25 protein-coding genes and 1 tRNA gene are annotated in these 23,329 nt (G+C 70.7%); 12 read left to right on the top strand and 14 right to left on the bottom strand.

Annotated elements, in window-relative coordinates; genetic code table 11:
* From ACFRFC_RS09285 to ACFRFC_RS09275, 3 genes are all read right to left on the bottom strand, one after another.
* On the bottom strand, positions 1–115 hold a 115-nt coding region (locus ACFRFC_RS09285), incomplete at its 3' end, for a DUF397 domain-containing protein (RefSeq protein WP_383112605.1).
* A 19-nt stretch (positions 116–134) separates the two neighbouring features.
* Positions 135–362 (bottom strand): DUF397 domain-containing protein, encoded by a 228-nt coding sequence (locus ACFRFC_RS09280; protein WP_382693676.1) that lies wholly within the window; start codon positions 360–362, stop codon positions 135–137.
* On the bottom strand, positions 359–1,210 hold the full coding sequence (locus ACFRFC_RS09275; RefSeq protein ID WP_383112601.1) for a helix-turn-helix domain-containing protein: 852 nt from the start codon (positions 1,208–1,210) through the stop codon (positions 359–361). The genes ACFRFC_RS09280 and ACFRFC_RS09275 overlap by 4 nt, the downstream gene beginning before the upstream one ends.
* 148 nt (positions 1,211–1,358) lie before the next feature.
* Here ACFRFC_RS09275 and ACFRFC_RS09270 point away from each other — a divergent pair, with 148 nt between their 5' ends.
* The 5 genes from ACFRFC_RS09270 to ACFRFC_RS09250 all read left to right on the top strand — a co-directional run bounded on the left by ACFRFC_RS09270 (position 1,359) and on the right by ACFRFC_RS09250 (position 3,920).
* Positions 1,359–1,895, top strand: a complete 537-nt coding sequence (locus ACFRFC_RS09270) for a hypothetical protein (protein WP_382693679.1) — start codon at positions 1,359–1,361, stop codon at positions 1,893–1,895.
* Positions 1,896–2,060: 165 nt separating this feature from the next.
* On the top strand, positions 2,061–2,333 hold the full coding sequence (locus ACFRFC_RS09265) for a hypothetical protein (protein WP_382693681.1): 273 nt from the start codon (positions 2,061–2,063) through the stop codon (positions 2,331–2,333).
* Positions 2,324–2,407, top strand: a tRNA-OTHER gene (locus ACFRFC_RS09260). Before ACFRFC_RS09265 ends, ACFRFC_RS09260 begins: the two co-directional genes overlap by 10 nt.
* A gap of 183 nt (positions 2,408–2,590) precedes the next feature.
* Complete coding sequence (locus ACFRFC_RS09255; RefSeq protein WP_382693683.1) at positions 2,591–3,580, top strand: endonuclease/exonuclease/phosphatase family protein; 990 nt, start codon at positions 2,591–2,593, stop codon at positions 3,578–3,580.
* A gap of 73 nt (positions 3,581–3,653) precedes the next feature.
* The gene (locus ACFRFC_RS09250) at positions 3,654–3,920 is read left to right on the top strand and encodes a hypothetical protein (RefSeq protein ID WP_382693685.1); all 267 of its coding nucleotides are present in this window, start codon (positions 3,654–3,656) and stop codon (positions 3,918–3,920) included.
* A gap of 117 nt (positions 3,921–4,037) precedes the next feature.
* Here the strand turns inward: ACFRFC_RS09250 and ACFRFC_RS09245 are convergent, their stop codons facing one another.
* The 4 genes from ACFRFC_RS09245 to ACFRFC_RS09230 all read right to left on the bottom strand — a co-directional run bounded on the left by ACFRFC_RS09245 (position 4,038) and on the right by ACFRFC_RS09230 (position 8,827).
* Positions 4,038–4,784 (bottom strand): DUF6227 family protein, encoded by a 747-nt coding sequence (locus ACFRFC_RS09245; RefSeq protein ID WP_382693687.1) that lies wholly within the window; start codon positions 4,782–4,784, stop codon positions 4,038–4,040.
* A gap of 177 nt (positions 4,785–4,961) precedes the next feature.
* Positions 4,962–6,176, bottom strand: a complete 1,215-nt coding sequence (locus tag ACFRFC_RS09240) for an Ig-like domain-containing protein (protein WP_382693689.1) — start codon at positions 6,174–6,176, stop codon at positions 4,962–4,964.
* Between the two features lie 269 nt (positions 6,177–6,445).
* Positions 6,446–7,486: a P1 family peptidase gene (locus tag ACFRFC_RS09235; protein ID WP_382689858.1), complete on the bottom strand. Its 1,041-nt coding sequence runs from the start codon at positions 7,484–7,486 to the stop codon at positions 6,446–6,448.
* Between the two features lie 72 nt (positions 7,487–7,558).
* Positions 7,559–8,827, bottom strand: coding sequence for a low temperature requirement protein A (locus ACFRFC_RS09230; RefSeq protein ID WP_382689856.1), 1,269 nt, complete (start codon positions 8,825–8,827; stop codon positions 7,559–7,561).
* 115 nt (positions 8,828–8,942) lie between these two features.
* On the opposite strand from ACFRFC_RS09230, the gene ACFRFC_RS09225 reads away from it, so the two are divergent.
* Entirely contained in the window at positions 8,943–9,119 is a 177-nt protein-coding gene (locus ACFRFC_RS09225) for a hypothetical protein (RefSeq protein WP_382689854.1), read from the top strand.
* 10 nt (positions 9,120–9,129) lie between these two features.
* On the opposite strand, the gene mscL is transcribed toward ACFRFC_RS09225, so the two are convergent.
* The 6 genes from mscL to ACFRFC_RS09195 all read right to left on the bottom strand — a co-directional run bounded on the left by mscL (position 9,130) and on the right by ACFRFC_RS09195 (position 15,332).
* Positions 9,130–9,606: a large conductance mechanosensitive channel protein MscL gene (mscL, locus tag ACFRFC_RS09220; protein WP_382689852.1), complete on the bottom strand. Its 477-nt coding sequence runs from the start codon at positions 9,604–9,606 to the stop codon at positions 9,130–9,132.
* Between the two features lie 147 nt (positions 9,607–9,753).
* Entirely contained in the window at positions 9,754–10,236 is a 483-nt protein-coding gene (locus ACFRFC_RS09215; protein ID WP_382689850.1) for a hypothetical protein, read from the bottom strand.
* A gap of 347 nt (positions 10,237–10,583) precedes the next feature.
* Positions 10,584–11,444: an S-methyl-5'-thioadenosine phosphorylase gene (locus ACFRFC_RS09210; protein ID WP_382689848.1), complete on the bottom strand. Its 861-nt coding sequence runs from the start codon at positions 11,442–11,444 to the stop codon at positions 10,584–10,586.
* Between the two features lie 213 nt (positions 11,445–11,657).
* Positions 11,658–12,005, bottom strand: a complete 348-nt coding sequence (locus ACFRFC_RS09205; RefSeq protein ID WP_382689846.1) for an FmdB family zinc ribbon protein — start codon at positions 12,003–12,005, stop codon at positions 11,658–11,660.
* A gap of 67 nt (positions 12,006–12,072) precedes the next feature.
* Complete coding sequence (locus ACFRFC_RS09200) at positions 12,073–13,362, bottom strand: MFS transporter (RefSeq protein ID WP_382689844.1); 1,290 nt, start codon at positions 13,360–13,362, stop codon at positions 12,073–12,075.
* Between the two features lie 428 nt (positions 13,363–13,790).
* On the bottom strand, positions 13,791–15,332 hold the full coding sequence (locus tag ACFRFC_RS09195; protein ID WP_382689842.1) for a potassium/proton antiporter: 1,542 nt from the start codon (positions 15,330–15,332) through the stop codon (positions 13,791–13,793).
* Between the two features lie 241 nt (positions 15,333–15,573).
* Here ACFRFC_RS09195 and ACFRFC_RS09190 point away from each other — a divergent pair, with 241 nt between their 5' ends.
* Complete coding sequence (locus tag ACFRFC_RS09190) at positions 15,574–18,423, top strand: penicillin acylase family protein (protein WP_382689840.1); 2,850 nt, start codon at positions 15,574–15,576, stop codon at positions 18,421–18,423.
* A gap of 90 nt (positions 18,424–18,513) precedes the next feature.
* On the opposite strand, the gene ACFRFC_RS09185 is transcribed toward ACFRFC_RS09190, so the two are convergent.
* Entirely contained in the window at positions 18,514–19,134 is a 621-nt protein-coding gene (locus tag ACFRFC_RS09185) for a 5-formyltetrahydrofolate cyclo-ligase (protein ID WP_382689838.1), read from the bottom strand.
* A gap of 93 nt (positions 19,135–19,227) precedes the next feature.
* Between ACFRFC_RS09185 and galU the strand changes: the two genes are divergently transcribed.
* From galU to ACFRFC_RS09160, 5 genes are all read left to right on the top strand, one after another.
* Entirely contained in the window at positions 19,228–20,130 is a 903-nt protein-coding gene (galU, locus tag ACFRFC_RS09180; RefSeq protein WP_382689836.1) for a UTP--glucose-1-phosphate uridylyltransferase GalU, read from the top strand.
* A gap of 4 nt (positions 20,131–20,134) precedes the next feature.
* Positions 20,135–21,457 carry a gephyrin-like molybdotransferase Glp gene (gene glp, locus ACFRFC_RS09175; RefSeq protein ID WP_382689834.1) on the top strand — a complete coding sequence of 441 codons (1,323 nt, stop codon included), beginning with the start codon at positions 20,135–20,137 and terminating at the stop codon, positions 21,455–21,457.
* A gap of 84 nt (positions 21,458–21,541) precedes the next feature.
* Complete coding sequence (gene moaC, locus ACFRFC_RS09170) at positions 21,542–22,021, top strand: cyclic pyranopterin monophosphate synthase MoaC (RefSeq protein ID WP_382689833.1); 480 nt, start codon at positions 21,542–21,544, stop codon at positions 22,019–22,021.
* Positions 22,006–22,581, top strand: a complete 576-nt coding sequence (locus tag ACFRFC_RS09165) for a molybdenum cofactor biosynthesis protein B (protein WP_382689873.1) — start codon at positions 22,006–22,008, stop codon at positions 22,579–22,581. Before moaC ends, ACFRFC_RS09165 begins: the two co-directional genes overlap by 16 nt.
* Complete coding sequence (locus ACFRFC_RS09160; RefSeq protein ID WP_382689871.1) at positions 22,578–23,324, top strand: GNAT family N-acetyltransferase; 747 nt, start codon at positions 22,578–22,580, stop codon at positions 23,322–23,324. Before ACFRFC_RS09165 ends, ACFRFC_RS09160 begins: the two co-directional genes overlap by 4 nt.
* The last annotated feature ends 5 nt before the right edge of the window (positions 23,325–23,329 follow it).

The raw sequence follows: 23,329 nt of genomic DNA, 5'->3' as shown, positions 1-23,329 counted from the left end.
ACGTGCCGAAGACCGCAACGGCGTCAGGTGCCACCTCCAGGCAGTTTCCACCCTCGGGGCTGCTGTAGCTCGACCTGACCCATTTGGCCAGGGCCAAGTGCTCGTTAAGGTTCATAGCTTCTCCAAGTACTCAGTTATGAGGCTTGCGCTCTGCTGTGCTGTGTGAGGTGCGCTACGAAGCTCCGCCACTGTTCAACGGGGAAGGCCAGCGCGGGCCCTTGGGGATTCTTGGAGTCCCGGACAGGGACGATGCCGAAGACCGCAACGGCGTCAGGTGCCACCTCCAGGCAGTTTCCACCCTCGGGACCGCTGTAGCTCGACCTGACCCATCTAACCCTGGCCAAGTGCTCGTTAGGGTTCACAGCTTCTCCAAATACTCAGTTATGAGGCTTGCGCTCTCCTGCGCTGGCATCGCTTCGCCCAACAGATCAGCGTAGGCGCGTACGGCTGCCCTGACGTGCTCGGGCTCCTCGATGATTCCCGCCGTACGGTAAGCCTCAACACAGACCTTGGTCACATGATTTGGCAGCGTGAGAACCGAGACCGCGTTCTCGATGAGTAGGTGAGGCTCGGCGGTAAGCGGCAGGATGTGCACCTGTGTTGTTGGGTGGCTGCCGTGGTCCACAAGTGCCGCCAACTGCTCCCGCATCACCGCTGCACTGGCCACACGGCGCATAAGGACCGATTCACAGAGCACCACCCGCACTTCCGGGGGCACTGCGGAGCGTAGGACGTCTTGCCTCGCCAATCGCTTGGTGACATCAGCTTCGATCTCGTCAGCGGAGGCCCGTGGTGCACCTTTCAACAGGACAGCGCGAGCGTAGGCCGCTGTCTGGAAGAGGCCAGGGACGATCGTCGGTGACCACTCCCAGATTGCTTCCGCTTGGCGCTCCAAAGTCATCCGCCGCCGGTACAGCGCGGGGAAGCTGGCGGCAACGCACTCTTCGTACAGGGACTTGAACAGCCCCTTCGTGGCGAAGATTTGGTCAAACAGCTCGGGCAGCTCAGGTGGGATGGGCGAGTCGGTCGACTCCAACCGGCTGATCGTCGACTTGGACGTACGCACCCGTCGAGCCAACTCCGTTTGCGTCAGCGGACCTGTCTCGTACAGCTCTCTGTGGCTCCGCAACTCCTCGCCGAATCGGCGTCGCGCGTCACCTGTGCTCACCCCGCCGCCCTCCTCGCTCTTGCCCAAGTCTTTGGTCACCATCTTCTCTTCGCCTCTTTCCCTGGCCAGACGCTCGGGCATATGCCAGCAAGCCCAAACCCCAGGTCGGGCCGCGAATCCCTTCCAGGGTACTCACAGTCGGTCCATGGTGGGGCACACACAGTGACACGAGACGGAATCAGAGGCCCCCATGTCTGACACCAGCAAGGAAGCAGCCGCGCCCGCGTCCGACCACCCGACGGTCGTGCTCCGCAACGAGTCCACCGCCAACCCCTCCCAGGACGCCTATGAGGCGCTCATGGACCTGCTCGCGCAGATCGACGTGTCCCCCACCTACGCGCGGGTCGACTGGGCTACTGGCGAGGGTGAGGGTGAGGCGCCCATCCTCGTGGGCCGCCTCACCGTCACGGACACACGGAAGCTCAACCGGGCGCTCAGGTCGGCTGCCGAGTGGCGTAACCCGCCGAGCATCTTGGAGGACCGGCCCCATCGCCCGCTGGTGGGGGAGACCGTGCTCGATACGGCCACGGACGCGATGGGCGAGGTCGCGGGCTATGTGCTCCGCCCGCTGGAGTCGGGGGAGCCGTGGACGGCGGACCCTGACAACATCCGGCGCCCTGATCGGGACCGCCTGATCAAGGCCCGGATGGGGCGTCTCGACATGGACCGGCGCGCCAACCCGTCGGCACTGGTGCCCGCTCTGCGAGAGGGCTTCGGGCGTGAGTGAGTGGCCGTGGCCGTCGGCCGTCAAGGAAGAGGAGGAGCAGGCACGAAGGTCCCTGCGGACCTGGAATCTCACCTCTGACGGCCCCCTCTGGGGCGCGATCACCATGCTCCTGATCTGGGCCTCGGTAGTCGCCTTCTTGGTGTCCGCGGTCATGGGACACGGCCGATGAGCGAGAAGCCGGACCTCAGGGCCGGCGAGTTGTCGCCCCAGGACCAGGAAGCGGCCCGGCTCGTGCGAGAGAAGTACGCCAAGGTCATCACTGCGGCAGTGGAGCTGGGCGACCCCGAGTGGGTGGACGCCTTCGACTCGCACGAGTGGGTCGAGTACGTGACGGAGTTGGGCGACGCGATTCGGGCCCTCGACTGGCTCCTCACCAAGGGGGCCCCGCTTCCGGAACCGTGGGTCCCGGGCATCCCGCCCACCTCCAACCCCTTGTAGCTCACCGGTCAGAGCTGACGCGCGTGTGTGCTCACACCAGGCGTCAGACCCCGGTTCGAGTCCGGGCAAGGGGGCGCCGCTCCACGGGTGAGGCAGTGATCCCCCCCCGGTCACCAAACTCCCCGTGGAGCGGGTCCAAGGCTCCCTCCGCCCTCCTGCCCCCACCGGGGCGGAGGGAGCACCCACCCTGTGGAAGACGAGCCCCCCAGCCCCCTCACGTCGATCACCGAACCGATCGCTGAACAGGAAGAGACGCGTTGACGACGATCAAGCTGATCACCTTCAATCTCGAAGTCGACGGCGGCAAGGACGAAGGCGGAAAGCCATCCCAGCGATGGCAGGCCGCCCACGAGCTGCTCGCCGCCCGGCACCCCGACGCGGTGTTCCGCCAGGAGATGACCCACTCCCGAGCGGACGGCCGCGCCCGCCTCCATCTCGCGGAACAGGCGCTGGGCGGAATGCGCGGGTTCCTCGGGCCAGTGGGAACCAAGGCCGGCGAACCGCAGCACCCCACCGGGATTCTCGTCCGGCCGGGCGTTTTCACCGTCACGCGGGAGTACGCGCTGACGGACTGGCGCACCCCGCCGACCAACGTGATCGCCACGCTCGACGGCGTCCCGGACGTGCCGATCATCATGGTGTCCTGCCATCTCACGCCCACCTCGCCCGGTGGGCGGGAGAGGGAGGCAGACGACCTGGCCAGGCTGGTCGGCGTAGGCCGGGGAGGCGGGTGGATCGGCGCCGGCGACATGAACGAGTACCCGGTGCCCGACGGCGAAGAGGTGCCCCCGGTCGACTGGACCTCACCAACGATCCGGGACCTGCCTCACATCCAGCACCGCACCAACGAGGGCCCTGACGGTACCCGCGTGAGCTGCATCTACGTGGATAAGAAGCTCCGGGGCTGTGGACTGGTCGATCCGGCCCGCCATGCCGCCCACGTACTCGGACAGCGCTCTGCCTTGAGCGCCACAGCCGGATGGGCCCCCGGCGCCAAGGGACAGGGCGGCCCCAGCCGCATCGACCGCTGGTACATCAGCCAGCAGCTGGTACCGGCCGTGCGTGAGGTCAATGTGCTGGACATGTCTGGGATTTCCGATCACAACGCGGTGGAACTCGTCCTCGACCGCGCGAAAGCGGTCGAGGGACTTCGCCGTGGACGTGATCGCCCTCAAGAGCCCGCGCACGCCGGAACAGGGGCTCAGCCAGGGCGGCGAGACCCATCCGTCCCTTTGAGGAACCTGTGAGTCTTTCATCTGACCTGCGAGATAGATCACGGTCCGGGACCAAAGTCCCGGACCGTGCGGTCTACTGGGCCACATGCTCGAGACCTTCACGCCCCTCCAGTGGGCGGGCGCGACCGTCCTCGTCCTGTGCGCCGTCGCATGGATCGTGGGCGTGGTACGACTCCTGCGCCACGGCCGCACCGGCTACGCCGTCTGGCACTCCGGCCGGGCGGGCGCGCACACCCTCGCCGCACTCCCGGACCACCGCCAGTCCGCCCCGCAGCTGGAGTCGGTCGAACTGACCCCCGCCGAACAGGACGCCTTCGCGGGCCTGGTCCGCGGCCTGGACGAGCCCCGCTGAGGGCGTCCGCAGGGCGTCCGTCGGGCGTCCAGCGGGGCGTACGCCCCCACACACCCCCGGGACCCAGGACCAGGACCCGGACCCGGGACCAGGACCCGCGACCGGGGACCGGGGACCTCACGACACCTGAGCCGCCCGCCGCTCCATGGCCTCCCGCGCGGCCTCCTCACTGACGTACACCTCGCACATGTGCCGCCCGTCGGGCGTGGCCGTGTGCTCGACCTCCCAGAGGGAGACCTCGCGGCCGTCGCGCAGCAGGAAGGCGTGCTCGTAGAGCGAGAAGCACAGCCCGGCCCGCCCGGCCCGGCACGGGCGCCCGAACGCCTGGGTGATCTGGTGCGCGACCGCCGCGGTGAGCAGCGTGGCCGTCTCCGCGTCCGGGGCGTCCGCGTTCTCCGCCCGGCGCAGCAGGCGGCGGGCGTGGTCCGCCGAGTCGTCGGGCACGTACGCGTGGCGGGGCCCGGGGACGGGCGACAGCCGTACCTGCACGGACAGTTCGAAGTCCGGCGTGTCCGGGGGCAGCGGGAGCCGCCCCGTCGCCGCGCGCAACTCGTCCTCGTCGGCGTACACCTCGTGCTGCGGGCCGCCGCCCGGTCTGGTGTCGTGCACCAGCTCCCAGAGCGTGAGCGCCGAACCGTCGCCCAGCAGCCAGGTGTGGCGGTACGTCTCCCGGTGCAGGCCCGCGCTGTGGTGCGCGGAGTGCAGCGAACTGTCATGCGCCAGCGCGCGGTCCAGACGCCTTATGGTGGCGTCGGGCAGGTCGAAGGAATTGAGGGCGCGGCCGAGCAGTCGCGCGAGATGCTCTTCCGGAGATTCCGGCGACTCTGGTGGTTCGTACGCTGCCGTCTCGTACGGAACGCTCAAGGTTTCTCCCGGCGTTGCTGCGTGTCACCTTGTGGGTGCATACCGTAGCCCCTCGATCGGACATCATGTCCGGGAACCGAGAAAACGTACACAGGGAAAACTGGCGGGTCGCGCGAGAAGTTCCCGCGCGACCCGATGATCCCTCAAAAATGCCTGGTCAGAAAGGAGTTGGACAGATCAGGTCGCACTTCCCGCGAGCCACTGGCTCCAGGACATGTTCCAGCCGTTGAGGCCGTTGTCCGGCGCCACGGTGTCGTCCGGCGAGTTCTTCACGATCACCACGTCCCCGAGCATCGAGTTGTCGTAGAACCACTTGCCGTCCGTGTCGCCCTGCGCGCCCTGCACATCCGCGAGCCCCACACACCCATGGCTGGTGCCCTGGCTGCCGAACGGCGGATTGCTCTGCGGGTACCAGTAGTTGCCGTGCACGAAGGTGCCCGACGTGGTCAGCCGCATGGCGTGCGGCACATCCGGAATGTCGTACTCCCCGCCGAAGCCGACCGTCGAGCCGTTCATCCGGGTCTGCTCGAACTTCTCCGAGATCACCATCTGCCCGTTGTACGTCGGGTTCTCCGCGCTGCCCGCCGAGATCGGCACCGATTTCAGCACCTCGCCGTCCCGCTCCACGGTCATGGTCTGGGTGTTCACGTCGACGGTCGACACCTGCGCGCGCCCGATGGTGAACTCCACGGTCTTCTTCTGCACACCGAACGCCCCGTTGGCGCCCTCCACCCCGTCCAGGTCGATCTCCATCGAGACCTTGGACCCGGCCTTCCAGTACTCCTCGGGCCGGAAGTCGAGCCGCTGGTCCCCGAACCAGTGCCCCACCACTTCCTGACCGCTGTTCGACGTCACCGTGATGCCCGACTGCACGGCCTTCTTGTCGGTGATCGCCTTGTCGAACGTGAACGAAACCGGCATCCCCACCCCGACCGTCGTCCCGTCGTCCGGCGTGTACGTCCCGATGAAACTGTTCGCCGTCGTCACCGTCGTGAACACCGAGTCGGCCGCCGTCGCCCGCCCGTCCGAGCCCTGCGCCTTCGCGGAGATCCGGTACTTCGTCCCCCGCTCCAGCTGCTCCTCGGGCTTCCAGCTGCCCCCGTCGGCCGCCACCTCCCCGGGCACCTCCTGGCCCGTCGCCTGGTCGGTCATGGTCACATCCGTCAGCTTGCCCTCGCTGACCTCGACCCCGGTCGTGTTGATCGACGCCCCGGTCGAACCGTTCTTCGCCGAGATGACGATCGTCGCCCCCGCCGTCTTCGGCGCGTCGCTTCCGCCCTTGTCGTCATTGGCGGTGGCGCTTCCGCCGCACGCGGTCAGCACCAGGCCGCCGACCACCAGGGCCGCACCGGCCACGAGTCCGCGCCGCGCTGCTATGTCCGACGTTGTCACGAGCTGCTCCAGGTTCAAGTGATGTCCGTGATCCACTCCCATGCGCCAGCAAAGAGGGAACCGCCCCCACCTCGGGTTCCCTCCATCCGAAACGAAGGCCGTCACGTGACAGAACCGGGACAATCCCCCGCCCGGACCACAGCACCCCGCCTTCCCTCCCCCCCCCGGGGGGCCTCCCCCTCCCCCTCCCCCCTCCCCCTCCCCCCACCCCCTCCCCCTCCCCACCCCCACCCCCTTCACCCCCGCAACTGCCCTACAGCTAGCTCCCCCTACAGCCCCTCCCGCAACTCCCCGTACAGCTCCCCGTACGACGGCCACATCCCGCTCGCCCCCTCCACCGACCGCGCCGCCCGTACGGCGCGGACGATGGCCCGGGTCACCATGTCCGCGCCCGCGGCCAGGACCTCGTTCAGGGCGAGCGGCTGGGCCTCGGGGAGGGGGCGGGCGCCCGTCGCGAGGGCGAACACCGTGTCGCCGTCGTTCAGCAGGTGCACCGGCCGTACCGCTCGCGCGATGCCGTCATGAGCCGTACCGGCCAGCTTCTGCGCCTGCGCCTTCGACAGCTCCGCGTCGGTGGCCACCACCGCGAGGGTGGTGTTGAGCGGCGGCAGGGCATTGCGCTCCGCCGCCCGGGCGAGCCGCTGCCGGGCCGCCTCGTGCACCCGCGCTGGCGGATAGGTCACCCGTCCGCCGAAGAACTCCCCGTACAACACCCCCGTCCCCGGATCCACCGTCTCCCCCGCCGCGTTGGCCACCACGAGCGCCGCCACCGTGAACCCCGAGTCCGTGACCGTGCTCGCCGTGCCGATCCCGCCCTTCATATGACCGACCGCCGCGCCCGTACCGGCTCCCACGCACCCCTCGGCCACCGGTGTGCCCGGCCCGGTCGCCGCCGCCGCCTCGACGGCCGCACGTCCGGTAGCAGCGTCCGGCCGGGCCCGGAAGTCGCCCCCGCGCCCCAGGTCGAAGACACACGCGGCGGGCACCACCGGGACCACATGCGCCGGGTCCACCCCGACCCGCACCCCGCGCCCCCGCTCCTCCAGCCAGGCCATCACCCCCGAGGCCGCGTCGAGCCCGTACGCGCTGCCGCCCGTCAGCACGATCGCCTCGACCTTCTGCACCACATTGCGCGGGTCGAGGGCGTCGGTCTCCTTGGTGCCGGGGCCGCCGCCGCGCACATCCACCGCCGCCACCGCCCCGCCCTGTGGGGCGAGCACGACCGTCGTACCGGTGAGCCAGCCGTCCCCGGCACGCGTCGCATGCCCCACCCGTACGCCGGTCACATCCGTCAGAGCGTCAACTGTCATGCCGCCCAGTCTCGCCCGGCCCGGAACTGACCGGCACGCAGCCGCCCGGGGCGCCGCGCGCCGCCCGGGGCGTCAGGCCGCCGTCGCCCTCGCCGCGCGCCCCCGGCCGGCTCTTCGCGCCGTCAGCGTCTCCCCGGCCGCCACCGTCAGCGCCGCCACACAACCGGCCGCCAGTACCGCCCAGTGCCCCAGGAACGTGCAGCAGATCACCAGCAGCGCCGCCGTCGGCAGCACCAGCTGCTGGGTGATGCCCGCCTTGAAGTGACGGGCGTGCAGCGCCCAGACCGCGAGCAGATACAGCGCCGTCGGCAGCGTCACCGCCGCGGACGCGGCCAGCTTCGAGATGGGCGCCTCATGGACGGCCTGCTCGACGGCCACCTCCAGGCCCCCGCCGATCGCCGCCGCGGACGCGAAGATCAGATAGTGGCCGTAGCCCCACAGGAACGACTCCCGGTTGCTCCGCAGATGCCCGTGGATCGGGACGGCGAAGTAGATCCACCAGGCGGCGAACACGATCAGCAGTCCGCCCGCCGCGAGCGGCAGCAGATCACCCACGGCCTCGTTCTGGTCCACGCCGGACTTCACCGCGACGGTCGCCGCCGCGATCGACTCGCCGAGCACGATGATGGTGAACAGCCCGTACCGCTCGGCGATGTGACGCGGATGCCAGGAGGTGGCGAAGCCCCGCTCGGAGAGCAGCGGCACACCCAGCTCGGCGATCACCATCACGAGGAACACCCAGGAGCGCGCCGCCTGCGGCAGCAGCACCAGCCCCAGCCAGCCGACCTGGCACACCAGAATGCCGATCGCATAGCGCAGGGCGCACGCTCTCTCCTGGCCGCGCGCGTCCTTCGCGACTCTCAGCCACTGGGACGCCATCGCCACCCGCATGATCGCGTAGCCCAGCCAGACCAGCAGGAACTCATGCTGGTCGAAGGCGCGCGAGACCCCGGCGGCGAGCACCAGGACACCCGCGATCTGCACCAGGGTCACCACGCGGTAGAGCACATCGTCGTTGTCGTACGCCGAGGCGAACCAGGTGAAGTTCATCCACGCCCACCAGATGGCGAAGAAGACCATCGAGTAGTTCAGGATCCCCTCGCCGACATGCCCCTCGGCCAGTGCCCCCACCAGTTGCACGCCCGCCTGCGCGACGGCGACGACAAAGCAGAGGTCGAAGAAGAGTTCGAGCGGAGTCGAGGCGCGGTGCGTCTCGTCGCGCCCCCGCGCGGTGAGCCGGCGCAGCGGGCCGGGGGGCGCCGGCGGACCGGAGGGGCCAGAGGGGCCGGAAGGGCCGGGAGGGCCGGAGGAGCCCGGCGACGGAGTCGAACGGGAGGTCATGACTCCCAGAACAGCAGAAACCGGGGCGAATTTCTTGTGAACGTGTTCACAAGGGGCGTGGGGGTCCGGCGTACGGCCTCGCCCGGCGCCCGCCCCGGGGCCGTACGCTGGAGGCATGAGTACCGCCTCCGCACCCGAGCCGAGCGCCCCGCGACCCGCGCTGATCTTCGACGATCCGCTGGACGCGCAGTCGTCGGACGACACGGACCGCGGCTGGGGCGAGCGGGCGGGCGCCGAGAGCGCCGACGACCTGGGGCGCTTCCTCGACGAGAAGCCGCCCCACCACCTCTGAGCCGCCCGCGCTACCGCTCGTCGTGCCCCGACCCGCGCTGGGCGACCAGCGCGTCGCGGATCTCCTTGAGCACCTCCAGCTCCGAGACCTCGATGACCTCCTGGGTGCCCTCCTTCGCCTTCCGGCGGGCCTCCACCCGGGCCAGGTACTTGGCCATCGGCAGGACCATCAGGAAGTAGACCACCGCGGCCGTGATCACAAAGCTGAGCGCGGCGCCGAGCACCGAGCCCCACAGGATCATCACGCCGGTGCTGACCGTGCCGTCCGCGGCCTTCTCGCACGGGCCCTTCAGACAGGAGCTGTAGCTGTCGAGGTTCTTCGTGCCGATCGCCCCGACCAGCGGGTTGATGACACCCTTCACCACCGAGTTGACGATGTTGGTGAAGGCGGCGCCGATGACCACCGCTACTGCCAGATCGACGACGTTCCCACGCGTCAGGAAGGCCTTGAAGCCGTCCCAGACGCCTGGTTCCTTCATTTCGCTCACCTCGGAGCCTTCCTTCACACACGTATGGAGCACGGGAACAGGAACAGATCGGTCCGCAACCTACGGCAGGGCGCCGCCGTTCTGTCCAATCCCCTCCCTCGAACGAGGGACTTGACACGCCCTCGCGCCGCATTCCGGAACTGAGGCTCAGCACAGCGTCACCGCCAGCCGTGCCGTGACGCCCGCGCCGACCAGTCGCGCCGCCGTGGACCTCGGCACGGACAGCACCACGAGCGCCCCGCTGCCGGCGGCCTCGTCGACGGGATCCGGCAACTCGGCCACCAGCGCGCCCCGCGCCACCACGCGCGCGTCCCCGCCCGTCGCCGTCTCCGGCGCCGCGATGACATCGACCCGGTCGCCCGGCCGCAGCAGCCGGACCGTGGCGCCGTCGGCGATCCGCACCGGCGCGGTCACCTTCTCGACGGGCCGCTCGGGCGAGGGCTCGGGCACCGGATGCCCCCGCGCCCGCCCGCCCCGCTCACCGTCCACCGGCTCGCCGGGCCCTGCCGCCGCGACCAGCGCCGCCGCGGTGACCACGAGACCGGCCGCCAGCGCCCGCCCACGACGCCGTCCCGGCCGCTGCCACCGGTACCGCCCGCCGCGCACCCGCACGGGAGCGAACTGCGGCACCTCGCACGGTGGAGGGACCTCACCGCCGGGCGGATCCGGCGCGGGCCCCGGAAGACCCGGCGCATTCGCGGAGCGCGGACGATACGGGCCCACGTGAACAGAGGCGGGAGGATGAGGGGAGTGGGGAGGACGAGGGGAGTGGGGAGGAGGAACGGACACGGCGATCACCACCTGCGACGGAATCGGCTGGTGCGACCACGATGAGGCGTCTCGCCGATGCCCGCCGGAGCCCGTGTCCTACTGCCCGGTTGTGGATAACTCCGCCACCCGAACGGGAAGTTCCGCCCCCCCCGGCCCCACCCGGAGGCATCCCCTGCCCGGCGACATCCCCGCCCGGCGACATCCCCCTACGGCAGCACGATCCCCGTATCCGCCCCGCCCAGCGCGTTGGCGCACAGGCAGTCGCGGCCATCCGTCGCGGGCAGCGCGGCCACGGTGTCGAACAGCACGTCCCGCACCCGGTCCACGTTCGCCGCGAACACCCGCAGCACCTCGTCGTGCGAGACGCCCTCGCCGGTCTCGGCGCCCGCGTCCAGGTCGGTGACCAGGGCGACGGAGGAGTAGCACAGCTCCAGTTCGCGGGCGAGCGCGGCCTCCGGGTGACCGGTCATGCCGACCACCGACCAGCCCTGCGCCCGGTGCCACAGCGATTCGGCGCGGGTGGAGAAGCGCGGGCCCTCGACCACGACCAGCGTGCCGCCGTCCACCGCCTCCCAGTCCCGCCCGCGTGCCGCCTTCAGCGCGGCGGCCCGGCCGACCGGGCAGTACGGATCGGCGAAGGCCACATGCACCACGTTCGACACGCTCCCGTCGGGCAGCGGCAGCCCGTCGTAGAACGTCTGGCCCCGCGCCCTCGTACGGTCCACCAGCTGATCGGGGATCAGCAGGGTGCCCGGCCCGTACTCGGGGCGCAGTCCGCCGACGGCGCACGGGCCGAGGACCTGGCGGACGCCGACCGAGCGCAGGGCCCACAGATTGGCGCGGTAGTTGATGCGGTGCGGCGGCAGATGGTGCCCGCGGCCGTGGCGGGGCAGGAAGGCGACCCGCCGGCCGGCGATCTCGCCGAGGAAGAGGGAGTCGCTGGGCGGCCCGTACGGCGTGTCGACCTGTACCTCGTCCACATCGTCGAGGAACGAGTAGAAGCCGGAGCCGCCGATGACACCGATCTCCGCGTTCGCTGCGTTCTCTGCGTGCGCTGGGTTCGCCATGACCAGCACACTAGCCGCCGCCCCGGCCGGACGCGGAGGTCCGCACGCGAGCTGTCGTCATGAGGTCCGCAGGCGAGCCGCCCTCGCGCGCCCGTCGCGCGCCCGTCACGCCGACTTCGAGCCGTCATCGGGCCGTCATCGATCGTCGGAGAGCGTCGGCGAACGCCGAAGACCCTGCCGTCGTGACGACGGCAGGGTCTCGGGAAGCGGGTGTTACGCCGCGGAGCTGCTGGTGGAGGTGCCGGAACTCGACGGCTTGGCGGAGTCGGCGGAGGACGACTTCGACTCCGACGGCGACGACTTCGCGTCCGAGGACGAGGACGAAGACGAGGAGTCCGACGAGGCCGGCGACTTCGCGGCCGCCGGGGCGCTGCTCGACGAGGAGCCGCGGCTGTCGTTGCGGTAGAAGCCCGAGCCCTTGAAGACGATGCCGACCGCGGAGAACACCTTCTTGAGGCGGCCGGCGCAGTTCGGGCACTCGGTCAGGGCGTCGTCGGTGAACTTCTGCACCGCCTCAAGGCCCTGGCCGCATTCGGTGCACTGATACTGATAGGTCGGCACTGTCTTCCTCCTGGCACTCTCACTCGATGAGTGCTAACGACGGTCCATAGTGACGTATTCCTCGGGATCAGTCCACTGCCACCGGCTCGCGGTGACCCACGCCACGCGCCACGGTACGGGTGTGGCGCACCGCAAGGCGCGAGCGCAGGGACACGACCGTCACCAGGGCGAGCACCGTACCGGCCATCGGCACCAGGAACCCGGCGCCGTCCCAGAAGCGGTCCTCCAGTTGCCCGGCGACCGTGACGGCCGCCGCCTGGCCGAGCGCCACCGCGCCGGTCAGCCAGGTGAACGCCTCCGTGCGCGCCCCGGCCGGGACCAGCCCGTCGACCAGGGTGTAGCCGGTGATCAGGGCGGGCGCGATGGACATGCCGACCAGCAGGCCGAGCCCGGCCAGGGCCAGCGGCGAGTGGGCCGCCCACAGACCGGACGCGGTCAGCGCGAGGGCGGCATAGCCGACGACGAGCCGGTGCTGCGGGGCGGACTTCCAGGCGATGGCTCCGCAGGCGATCCCGGAGATCATGTTGCCGGCCGCGAAAACGCCGTACAGGACGCCGTTCAGGCCCGGTTCACCGAGGGACTCGCTGAACGCGGCCAGCGAGACCTGCATGCCGCCGAAGACCGCCCCGATGCCCAGGAACGCCACGATCAGCACCCGCACCCCGGGGACGCGCAGCGCGGAAACCCGCTCCACGCGCGCGTGCCCGGCGGCGGACACCGTGGGCTGAGTGCTCCTCTGCGCGGCGAACAGCAGACCGCCGACCAGCGTCAGCGCCGCCTCGGTGATCAGACCGGCCGCCGGGTCGACGGTGGTGCACAGGGCGGTCGCCAGCAGCGGGCCGACGACGAAGGTCAGCTCGTCGGTGACCGACTCGAAGGCCGCCGCGGTGCTCATCAGGGGCCTGCCCTGGAGTTTCGCGGCCCAGCGGGCCCGCACCATGGGCCCGATCTGCGGCACCGACGCGCCCGTCGGGACGGCCGCCGCGAACAGCGCCCACAGGGGGGCGCCGCCGAGCGCGAGCGCCGTCAGGGCGAGGCCCGACAGGGTGTGCACCAGGACGCCGGGGACCAGCACCGCGCGCTGGCCGTGGCGGTCGGCCAGGCGCCCGCTGTAGGGCGCGAACAGTGCCATGGAGACGCCGGTGACGGCCGCGACGGCGCCCGCCGTGCCGTAGGAGCCGGTGGTGTGCTGCACCAGCAGCACGATGGAGATGGTGAGCATCGCGAACGGCTGACGCGCCGCGAAGCCGGGCAGCAGGAACGTCCAGACGCCCCGGGTGCGCAACAGACGCCCGTACCCCGGGCGGGAATGCTCCGACGATTCCTTCGAAGACTCGCTGGTGACCGCGGACACCACGGCCCCGTGCCTTTCTGCCGCCTGGTGGCGCCGCCCGCGCGGGGGCACCGAGAGCTGTCCTCTTGCGCGGAACTGCGGTGGATACCGGCGTTCACTGCGAGGAGCGTCCCGGCCGCCATACGGTCGCGCCAGCCCTGCGTCAGGCAGAGTCGGTTCGATCAGGTCGGCCTTCATCGTACAGGGGTCTACGCGCGAAGATTCTGTGAAAGTGCCCACCATAGTGTCGGGCGACCTGGGATTGGGAGGGGTGTGAACCGCATGAAATATGCCTGTAACAGGGCGGCGGGCCCGGGGGCCGCCTGTCCCGGGCCGGTCCCGGACAGACGGGCCCGCCCGAGACAGGCCCGGCCCGTCTGTCCGCCCCCCGTCCGGTCCCCCGTCGGGCCCCTACGTCGGGCCCTACGTCCGCCCCCGTCCGGCCCGTCGGTTCAGCGCCGCACGGCGGTCGCCCCGTTCGCCCCGTTGCCGCGGAGCCAGCCCGCCAGCTTGCCGCCGTGGCCCACCGCGCGCAGCCGGGCCTCGGCGGCGTCGCGGACCGGGTCCGTGGTGACGACGAGCAGTTCGTCACCGCGTCGCAGGACGGTCGTGGGCAGCGGAACGAACGATTTTCCTTCGCGGACGACAAGGGTCACGGCGGCGCCCGCCGGCAGCCGCAGTTCGTTGATCTCCACGCCGTGCATACGCGAGCCGTCGGGGATGGCAACGGACAGCAGATGCCCGCGCAACCGCTCCAGCGGCGCCGATTCGATGCCCAGGTCGGCGGCCTCGGTCCCGTCGCCCAGCCGCAGCACGCGCGCGAGCCAGGGCAGGGTGGGGCCCTGGACGAGGGTGTAGACGACGACCAGGACGAAGACGATGTTGAAGATGCGGCGGCTGTCCCCGACGCCGTTCACCATGGGGATCGTCGCCAGGATGATGGGCACCGCGCCGCGCAGCCCGGCCCAGGACATCAGCGCCTGCTCCTGCCACGGCACCCGGAACGGCACCAGGCACAGCACCACGCTCAGCGGACGCGCCACCATGGTCAGCACCAGGCCGATCAGCAGCGCGGGCAGGATGTCGTCGCCCAGTTCGTGCGGGGTGACCAGCAGGCCGAGCAGGACGAACATGCCGATCTGCGCGATCCAGCCGAGCCCGTCGGCGAACCCGCGCGTGGCGGGCGCGTGCGGCAGCCGGGCGTTGCCGAGCACCATGGCGGCGAGATAGACGGCGAGGAAGCCGCTGCCGTGCGCCAGCGCGCCCGCCGCGTAGGCGGTGATCGCGATGGCCATGACGGCGATCGGATAGAGACCGGAGGCGGGTAGCGCGATGTGCCGCAGCCCCCAGGAGCCCAGGAAACCGACCGCCAGGCCGACGGCGGCGCCGATGGCCAGCTCCATCGCTATGGTCCCCAGCAGCACGTACCAGTGGTCGATCGGGCCGGCAGTGGAGAAGGCGACGACCAGGATGACGACCGGGGCGTCGTTGAAGCCCGACTCGGCCTCCAGCGTGCCCGTCACGCGCGCGGGCAGCGGAATTCTGCGCAGCACGGAGAACACGGCCGCCGCGTCCGTCGAGGACACCACCGCGCCGATGATGAGCGCCTGGCGCCAGTCCAGCCCGACCAGGTAGTGCGCGGCCGTCGCCGTGACCCCGACGCTCACCGCCACGCCGGCCAGCGCCAGCGCGGAGGCCGCGGGCAGGGCGGGTCTGACCTCCTTCCATTTCGTGCCGAGACCGCCCTCGGCCAGGATCACGACCAGGGCCGCGTATCCGATGACCTGGGTCAGTTCGGCATTGTTGAACCGGATGTCGCCGATGCCGTCCTGTCCCATGGCGATGCCGATGCCCAGGTACACGAGCAGGCTGGGGAGCCCGCTGCGCGAGGAGATCCGGACCGCTGCCACAGCGACGAGCAGGACGAGCGAGCAGACGAGCAGGAGTTCATTGAGGTCGTGGACAGTCAGCGGCCGTTCCCTTCCCTGGCCCACGTGCGCGCCGCGCGCGTGGGCAGATCACGTACATCGGACACGACGGCTCGGAGCCGTGCGCCCAACTACTTCATTACCTTACCTAACTCTTGACGCTTTCTTGACGCCCGCCCGGTACAAGATCGAACGCCCGTGCGCGCTGGTACACCAGTCCGCGTCAAGTGCCCTCAGGCCCTGCGCCTATGGTTGCTCCAGCACTCCAGGACCGCCTGCCGCTCGCGTAAGGACAGCAAGGACAGCGATGCCCCCCAACACCACCGCCACAACGGGTCGCAGGCCCGGCAAATCCGGCAGGAAGAAGGGACGCAAGGGCCGGCTGTTCGTGCTGGTCCTGGTGCTGGCGATCGTGGGCGGTCTCGCCTACGGGGCGTACTGGACCATCAGCACCGTCCGGGCCTCCTTCCCGCAGACGACGGGCTCGATCACGCTGGAGGGCCTGTCGGGGCCGGTGGACGTCAAGCGCGACGCCTATGGCATCCCGCAGATCTACGCCTCCTCCGACGAGGACCTGTTCATGGCGCAGGGCTTCGTGCAGGCGCAGGACCGGTTCTACGAGATGGACGTGCGCCGCCACATGACCTCCGGGCGGCTGTCGGAGATGTTCGGCGAGAGCCAGGTCGAGAACGACGAATTCCTGCGCACCCTGGGCTGGGACCGGGTGGCGCAGGAGGAGTACGACTCCACGCTGTCGGACGAGACCAAGAAGTACCTCGACGCGTACGCCAAGGGGGTCAACGCGTACCTGGAGGGCAAGAGCGGCGCGGACATCTCCCTGGAGTACGCGGCCCTCGGCTTCGTCAACGACTACGAGCCCCAGCAGTGGACCCCGGTCGACTCGCTGGCCTGGCTGAAGGCGATGGCCTGGGATCTGCGCGGCAACATGCAGGACGAGATCGACCGCGCCCTGATGACCAGCCGGCTGGGCCCGCAGCAGATCGCCGACCTGTATCCCGAGTACCCCTACGACCGCAATCAGGCGATCGTCCAGGACGGCCAGTACGACGAGCTGACCGAGACGTTCGACGGCGGCGGCGACACGAGCACCGACGGGACGACGGCGGACGGCACGAGCGATACGAGCGACACGACCGGCACGGACGGCACGACCGGTATGGGCACGGCCGCTGACGCCGTCTCAGAGGCTTCGGACGGCACCGGGACGGCATCCGCCACCGCCACCGACGCCTCGGCCCTCCAGACGCAGCTCTCCGGCCTCTACGACCTCCTTGAGAACGTCCCCGAGGCCGTCGGGGTGAACGGCGACGGCATCGGCTCCAACTCGTGGGTCGTCGGCGGCGAGCACACCATCACCGGAAAGCCGCTGCTGGCCAACGACCCGCACCTGTCGGCGTCGCTGCCCTCGGTCTGGTACCAGATGGGCCTGCACTGCCGCGAGCTCTCCGAGACCTGCCAGTACGACGTCAGCGGCTACACCTTCGCGGGCATGCCCGGCGTGGTCATCGGCCACAACCAGGACATCTCCTGGGGCATGACCAACTCCGGCGTCGACGTCACCGACCTCTACCTGGAGAAGCTCACCGGCGACGGCTACCTCTACGACGGCAAGGTCAAGCCGTTCACCACGCGCGAGGAGACCATCAAGGTCGCCGGCGGCGAGTCCAAGACGATCGTGGTCCGCGAGACCAACAACGGCCCCCTGCTGTCCGACCGCGCGGACGAACTCGTCGACGTCGGCCAGGAGGCCACCGTCGACAACGCGGCCCCCGACCGTGCCGACGGCTACGGCGTCGCCCTGCGCTGGACCGCGCTCGACCCCGGCACCTCCATGGACGCCGTCTTCGAGATGAACAAGGCGACCGACTGGGAGGACTTCCGCGCGGCGGCGGCCCTGTTCGAGGTGCCCTCGCAGAACCTGGTCTACGCGGACACCGACAACCACATCGGCTACACGCTGCCGGGCAAGATCCCCACCCGCGCGGAGGGCGCCGACGGCTCGATCCCGCAGCCGGGCTGGGACCCCGACTACCAGTGGACCGGCTACATCGAGCAGGACGAGCTGCCCAACGAGTACGACCCGGAGCGCGGCTACATCGTCACCGCGAACCAGGCCGTGGTGGACGAGGACGACTACCCGTACACCCTCACCACGGACTGGGGCTACGGCACCCGCAGCCAGCGGATCACCGACCTGATCGAGTCGAAGATCAAGGACGGCGGCAAGGTCTCCACCGAGGACATGCGCCAGATGCAGCTCGACAACAGCAGCGAGATCGCCCGGCTGCTGGTGCCGGAGCTGCTGAAGCTCGACGTCGACGACAAGGACGTGCGCGAGGCGCAGAAGCTGCTGGAGGGCTGGGACTACACCCAGGACGCCGATTCCGCGGCGGCGGCCTACTTCAACTCCGTCTGGCGCAACATCCTGAAGCTGGCCTTCGGCAACAAGCTGCCCAAGGAGCTGCGGGTCGAGGACCAGTGCCTGTGGGTCGACCCGGTCGAGAACACCGGGCCGGTCGACGACGACACCAAGGTGCTGGAGTGCGGCGAGCGCGCCGCCGACCAGGCGCAGCCCGACGGCGGCGACCGCTGGTTCGAGGTGGTCCGCAACCTCATGGACGAGCCGGACAGCGACTGGTGGACCACGCCCGAGTCGGGCAACGGCCGCCCCGCCGCCGACAACCGTGACGAGCTGTTCGAGCGCGCCATGATCGACGCGCGCTGGGAGCTGACCTCCAAGCTCGGCAAGGACATCGACACCTGGAGCTGGGGCCGGCTGCACCGGCTGTTCCTGGAGAACCAGACGCTGGGCACCGAGGGCCCGAGCTTCCTCCAGTACGCCCTGAACCGCGGCCCCTGGAACCTCGGCGGCGGCGAGGGCACGGTCAACGCGACCGGCTGGAACGCGGCGGGCGGCTACGGCGTCGTCTGGGTGCCGTCGATGCGCATGGTGGTCAACCTCGACGACCTCGACAAGTCGAAGTGGATCAACCTCACGGGTGCCTCCGGGCACGCCTACAGCGCCCACTACACCGACCAGACCGACGAGTGGGCGGACGGCGAGCTGCTGGACTGGGCGTTCACCGAACAGGCGGTCGAGGACAGCACCAGCGACACGCTGACCCTGAACCCATGACCCGCGCCTGACGGTCCGACGCCCGGACCCGCGAACACAGGAAGGGCCCCGCACGCGACACGCGCGCGTGCAGGGCCCTTCCCGTGTCTCTCAGCCACTGGTGAAGCGGCGCACCCCCGTCGGCGTCACCACGGCATGCACCGCGCGGTCGTGCTCCTGCGCCGGAACCCGCTCCAGGACCTCCGTGTCGTACAGCAGCACCACGCGCGCGGGATCGGCGCCCGCCCGCTCCAGCCGCGCGAGGACACGGTCGTACGATCCTCCGCCGCGCCCCAGGCGCATCCCGCGCGTGTCGACCGCGAGGCCGGGCAGCAGCACCACGTCGGCGTCGGTGACGGCGTCCGGGCCGAGACGGTCGCCGGCGGGCTCGAAGAGCGTCATCTTCCCGCCGTGCCGGATCCGGGTGAGGGAGCCCTCGCCCGTGTAGGCGCCCCAGTCCAGGTCGTTGTCCGGCAGCAGCGCGGGGAGCAGGACCCGCGCGCCCCGCGCGCACAGGGCGTCCAGCAGGGCGATGGTGCCGGGCTCGCCGCCCACGGAGACGTACGCGGCCACCGTGCGCGCCCGCGCCAGCTCGGGCAGTCCGAGCGCGTGTCCGGCCAGCGCGCGCCCCGCCTCCCGTACGACATCTTCCGGCAACCCGCGTCTTACCGTGAGGAGCTGTCGGCGCAACTTTTGTTTGTCACTGTCAGCCGTACGTTCGAAGTGATTCACTCCTGCTCCTGTATCGCAATAATTACGTTCGTATGAGAGCAAATTAACCGGAGCCCCAGATTCTTCACAAAGGCACCGGATAGGGTTGCGGCCATGACTCAGTCGCACCCCAGGATCAGCAAGGCTGTCATTCCCGCAGCAGGTCTGGGCACCCGGTTCCTGCCGGCCACCAAGGCCACTCCCAAGGAGATGCTGCCGGTCGTGGACAAGCCGGCGATCCAGTACGTGGTCGAGGAGGCCGTCTCCGCCGGTCTCGACGACGTCCTCATGGTCACGGGCCGCAACAAGCGCCCCCTTGAGGACCACTTCGACCGCAACTACGAACTCGAGTCGGCCCTCGGGAAGAAGGGCGACGCCGCCCGCCTCGCCAAGGTCCAGGAGTCCAGCGACCTCGCCACCATGCACTACGTGCGCCAGGGCGACCCCAAGGGCCTCGGGCACGCCGTCCTGTGCGCCGCGCCGCACGTCGGGAACGAACCCTTCGCCGTCCTGCTCGGCGACGACCTCATCGACCCGCGCGACCCCCTCCTCAAGCGCATGATCGACATCCAGGAGCGGCACGGCGGCAGCGTCGTCGCCCTCATGGAGGTCGCCCCCGAACAGATCCACCTCTACGGCTGCGCGGCCGTCGACCCCACCGCCGAGGGCGATGTCGTCAAGATCCACGACCTGGTGGAGAAGCCCAGCGCGGCGGACGCCCCCTCGAACTACGCCATCATCGGCCGCTATGTCCTGGACCCGCACGTCTTCGACATACTGCGCCGGACCGAGCCCGGCCGCGGCGGCGAGATCCAGCTCACCGACGCCCTCCAGCAGCTCACCCAGGACGAGAAGATCGGCGGCCCGGTGCACGGCGTCGTCTTCGACGGCCGCCGCTATGACACCGGCGACCGGGGCGACTACCTGCGTGCCATTGTCAGACTCGCGTGCGAACGTGAAGACCTGGGACCGGACTTCCGGACCTGGCTCCGCAGTTACGTCACCGAGGAGATGTAGCCACTTGAGCACCGCCGCGCCCCGCCCCGCCGGCCCGGACCACCTGTGGTCGGTGGACGAACACCTGGAGGACATCCTCGCGACCGTCCGCCCGCTCGAACCCATCGAACTCCAGCTGCTCGACGCCCAGGGCTGCGTCCTGGTCGACGACATCACGGTGCCGTTGTCGCTCCCGCCCTTCGACAACAGCTCGATGGACGGGTACGCGGTCAGGGTCGCCGATGTCGCGGGCGCGAGCGAGGAGTACCCGGCCGTCCTGGAGGTCGTCGGGGACGTCGCGGCGGGCCAGGCCGACCTGATCAGGGTCGGTCCCGGCCAGGCCGCCCGCATCATGACCGGCGCCCCGCTGCCGCCCGGCGCCGAGACCGTCGTCCCCGTCGAGTGGACCGACGGCGGCCTGGGCGAGGGCCCGGCCGTCTCGATGCGCGCCCGCAGCCTCGCCCCCGAGGGCGCTACGGGACAGGTGCACGTCCACCGCCCGGCGGCGGAGCGCGCGCACGTGCGCGCGAAGGGCAGCGATGTGAAGGCCGGCGACCGCGCGCTGGAGGCCGGCACCGTGCTCGGCCCGCCCCAGATCGGGCTGCTCGCCGCGATCGGCCGCGGCACGGTACGGGTGCGCCCGCGCCCGCGCGTGGTGGTCATGTCCACCGGCAGCGAACTCGTCCAGCCCGACGAGAAACTCGGCAGCGGCCAGATCTACGACTCCAACAGCTTCGCCCTGACCGCCGCCGCCCGCGACGCCGGAGCCATCGCCTACCGCGTGGGCGCGGTCGCCGACGACGCCGAGACCCTGCGCACCACCATCGAGGACCAGCTCGTGCGCGCCGACCTCATGGTCACCACGGGCGGGGTGAGCGTCGGCGCCTACGACGTCGTCAAGGAGGCCCTCTCCCACGTCGGCGACGAGGACCAGGCGGGCAGCGGCATCGACTTCCGCAAGCTCGCCATGCAGCCCGGCAAGCCCCAGGGCTTCGGCTCCATCGGCCCCGACCACACCCCGCTGCTCGCGCTCCCCGGCAACCCGGTGTCGTCGTACGTCTCCTTCGAACTGTTCGTGCGGCCCGCGATCCGCGCCCTCATGGGCCTTCAGGACGTCCACCGCCCGCGCACGCGCGCGACGCTCACCGCGAGCAAGGCGCTGACCTCGCCCAAGGGACGCAGACAGTTCCTGCGGGCCACCTACGCGGACGGGACCGTGACGCCGGTCGGCGGGGCCGGGTCGCATCTGGTCGCCGCCCTCGCCCACGCGGACGCGCTGATCGTCGTCCCCGAGGACACCGGGAGCGTCGAGCCGGGCGCCGAGGTCGAGGTGGTCCTGCTCGGCTGACCGCCCCGCCGTGGGGGTACCGTGTCGCGCACAACAGGCCCGTGCGCCCCAGCGCGGTGGCCCGGACCGGGAGCGCGACACACCATGAGCACGCAGGACCGACTCACGCACATCGACGAAGCGGGCGCCGCCCGCATGGTCGACGTCTCGGACAAGAACGTGACGGCGCGCACGGCCCGCGCGAGCGGGCGGGTCCTCGTCTCGCCCCGCGTGGTCGAGCTGCTGCGCGGCGAGGGCATGCCCAAGGGCGACGCCCTCGCCACCGCCCGGATCGCGGGCATCATGGGCGCCAAACGCACCCCCGACCTGATCCCGCTGTGCCACCCCCTTGCGCTCTCAGGTGTGAAACTGGACCTGTCGGTCGCGGACGACGCCGTGGAGATCACCGCCACGGTGAAGACCACGGACCGCACGGGCGTCGAGATGGAGGCCCTCACCGCGGTCTCCGTCGCCGCGCTCACCGTGATCGACATGGTCAAGGCGGTCGACAAGGGAGCGGTCATCACGGACGTACGGGTGGAGGAGAAGACGGGCGGCACGTCGGGCGACTGGAGCCGGCCGTGAGCGCCGGGGACCCGGCAGGCGGCCCGCCGTACGCCGCGCTGGTCGTCACCGCCTCCAGCCGGGCCGCCGCCGGGGTCTACGCGGACCGGGGCGGCCCGCTGATCGCCGAGGCCCTGACCGGCCTCGGCTTCACCGTCGACGGCCCGCGGGTGGTGCCGGACGGCGATCCCGTGCGGGAGGCCCTGCGGGCGGGCGTGGCGGCCGGGTACGACGTCATCGTCACCACCGGCGGCACGGGCATCTCGCCGACCGACCGCACCCCGGAGGCCACCCGCGCGGTGCTCGACCACGAGGTGCCGGGCATCGCGGAGGCGATCCGCGCGTACGGGCGCGACAAGGTGCCGACGGCGGCGCTCTCGCGCGGGCTCGCCGGGGTGGCGGGCGGCACGCTGATCGTGAACCTGCCGGGCTCCAGCGGCGGGGTGAAGGACGGACTGGCCGTCCTGGCACCACTGCTGAAGCACGCCGTCGACCAGATCCGCGGCGGGGACCACCCCACGGCCGCCGCTGACCGCCCGCCGGCCGGCGACGGCTCCAGACGCCCCGGGGGTGCCCGCTGAACAGCCCGTCATGGCCGGTGGAACTGGTCGACGGCGACATCGTCCTCCGGCCGATAAAGCTGCGCGACCAGCGGGCCTGGCGCGAGGTGAACCGGCGTAACCGCGACTGGCTGCGCCCCTGGGAGGCGACCATCCCGCCGCCCGCGCCGGGTGGGCCGCTCGCGCACCGGCCCACCTACCGCCAGATGGTCCGCCATCTGCGCTCCGAGGCGAACGCCGGGCGGATGCTGCCGTTCGTCATCGAGTACCAGGGGCGCCTGGTGGGGCAGTTGACGGTCGCGGGCATCACCTGGGGCTCGATGTGCTCAGGCCACGTCGGCTACTGGGTCGACCAGGCGGTGGCCGGACGGGGCGTGATGCCGACGTCCGTGGCGCTGGTCACCGACCACTGTTTCCGCACGATCGGGCTGCACCGCATCGAGGTCTGCATTCGGCCCGAGAACGCCCCGAGCCGCCGGGTGGTGGAGAAACTCGGATTCCGGGAGGAGGGGATCCGGCCGCGTTATCTCCACATCGACGGCGCCTGGCGCGACCATCTCGTCTTCGCGCTCACCGCGGAGGAAGTACCGGAAGGGCTGCTCGCGCGCTGGCGGCACGCCCATGAGCAGAGCGCCACGCGAGACCAGCAGAGCGAGCCAGGGGACCGGCGGAACACCACCTCCGACGACCGGCGGAACACCACCCCCGACGACCGGCAGAACACCCCGGACGACCGCCAGAACACGCGGGGGAATCCACCGTAACCCCG

The sequence above is a fragment of the Streptomyces sp. NPDC056734 genome (genome assembly GCF_042790455.1).
In the GTDB taxonomy this organism is placed as follows: domain Bacteria; phylum Actinomycetota; class Actinomycetes; order Streptomycetales; family Streptomycetaceae; genus Streptomyces.
Note: the sequence above shows the minus strand (reverse complement) of the source record. Positions and strands in the feature narration are given on the sequence as shown.

Coding starts and splice junctions, on each gene's coding strand:
- moaC (WP_382689833.1), top strand. CDS start 21,542: ATGAGCACGCAGGACCGACTCACGCACATCGACGAAGCGGGCGCCGCC.
- ACFRFC_RS09275 (WP_383112601.1), bottom strand. CDS start 1,210: ATGGTGACCAAAGACTTGGGCAAGAGCGAGGAGGGCGGCGGGGTGAGC.
- ACFRFC_RS09265 (WP_382693681.1), top strand. CDS start 2,061: ATGAGCGAGAAGCCGGACCTCAGGGCCGGCGAGTTGTCGCCCCAGGAC.
- ACFRFC_RS09250 (WP_382693685.1), top strand. CDS start 3,654: ATGCTCGAGACCTTCACGCCCCTCCAGTGGGCGGGCGCGACCGTCCTC.
- ACFRFC_RS09225 (WP_382689854.1), top strand. CDS start 8,943: ATGAGTACCGCCTCCGCACCCGAGCCGAGCGCCCCGCGACCCGCGCTG.
- ACFRFC_RS09230 (WP_382689856.1), bottom strand. CDS start 8,827: ATGACCTCCCGTTCGACTCCGTCGCCGGGCTCCTCCGGCCCTCCCGGC.
- galU (WP_382689836.1), top strand. CDS start 19,228: ATGACTCAGTCGCACCCCAGGATCAGCAAGGCTGTCATTCCCGCAGCA.
- ACFRFC_RS09190 (WP_382689840.1), top strand. CDS start 15,574: ATGCCCCCCAACACCACCGCCACAACGGGTCGCAGGCCCGGCAAATCC.
- ACFRFC_RS09270 (WP_382693679.1), top strand. CDS start 1,359: ATGTCTGACACCAGCAAGGAAGCAGCCGCGCCCGCGTCCGACCACCCG.
- ACFRFC_RS09210 (WP_382689848.1), bottom strand. CDS start 11,444: ATGGCGAACCCAGCGCACGCAGAGAACGCAGCGAACGCGGAGATCGGT.
- ACFRFC_RS09235 (WP_382689858.1), bottom strand. CDS start 7,486: ATGACAGTTGACGCTCTGACGGATGTGACCGGCGTACGGGTGGGGCAT.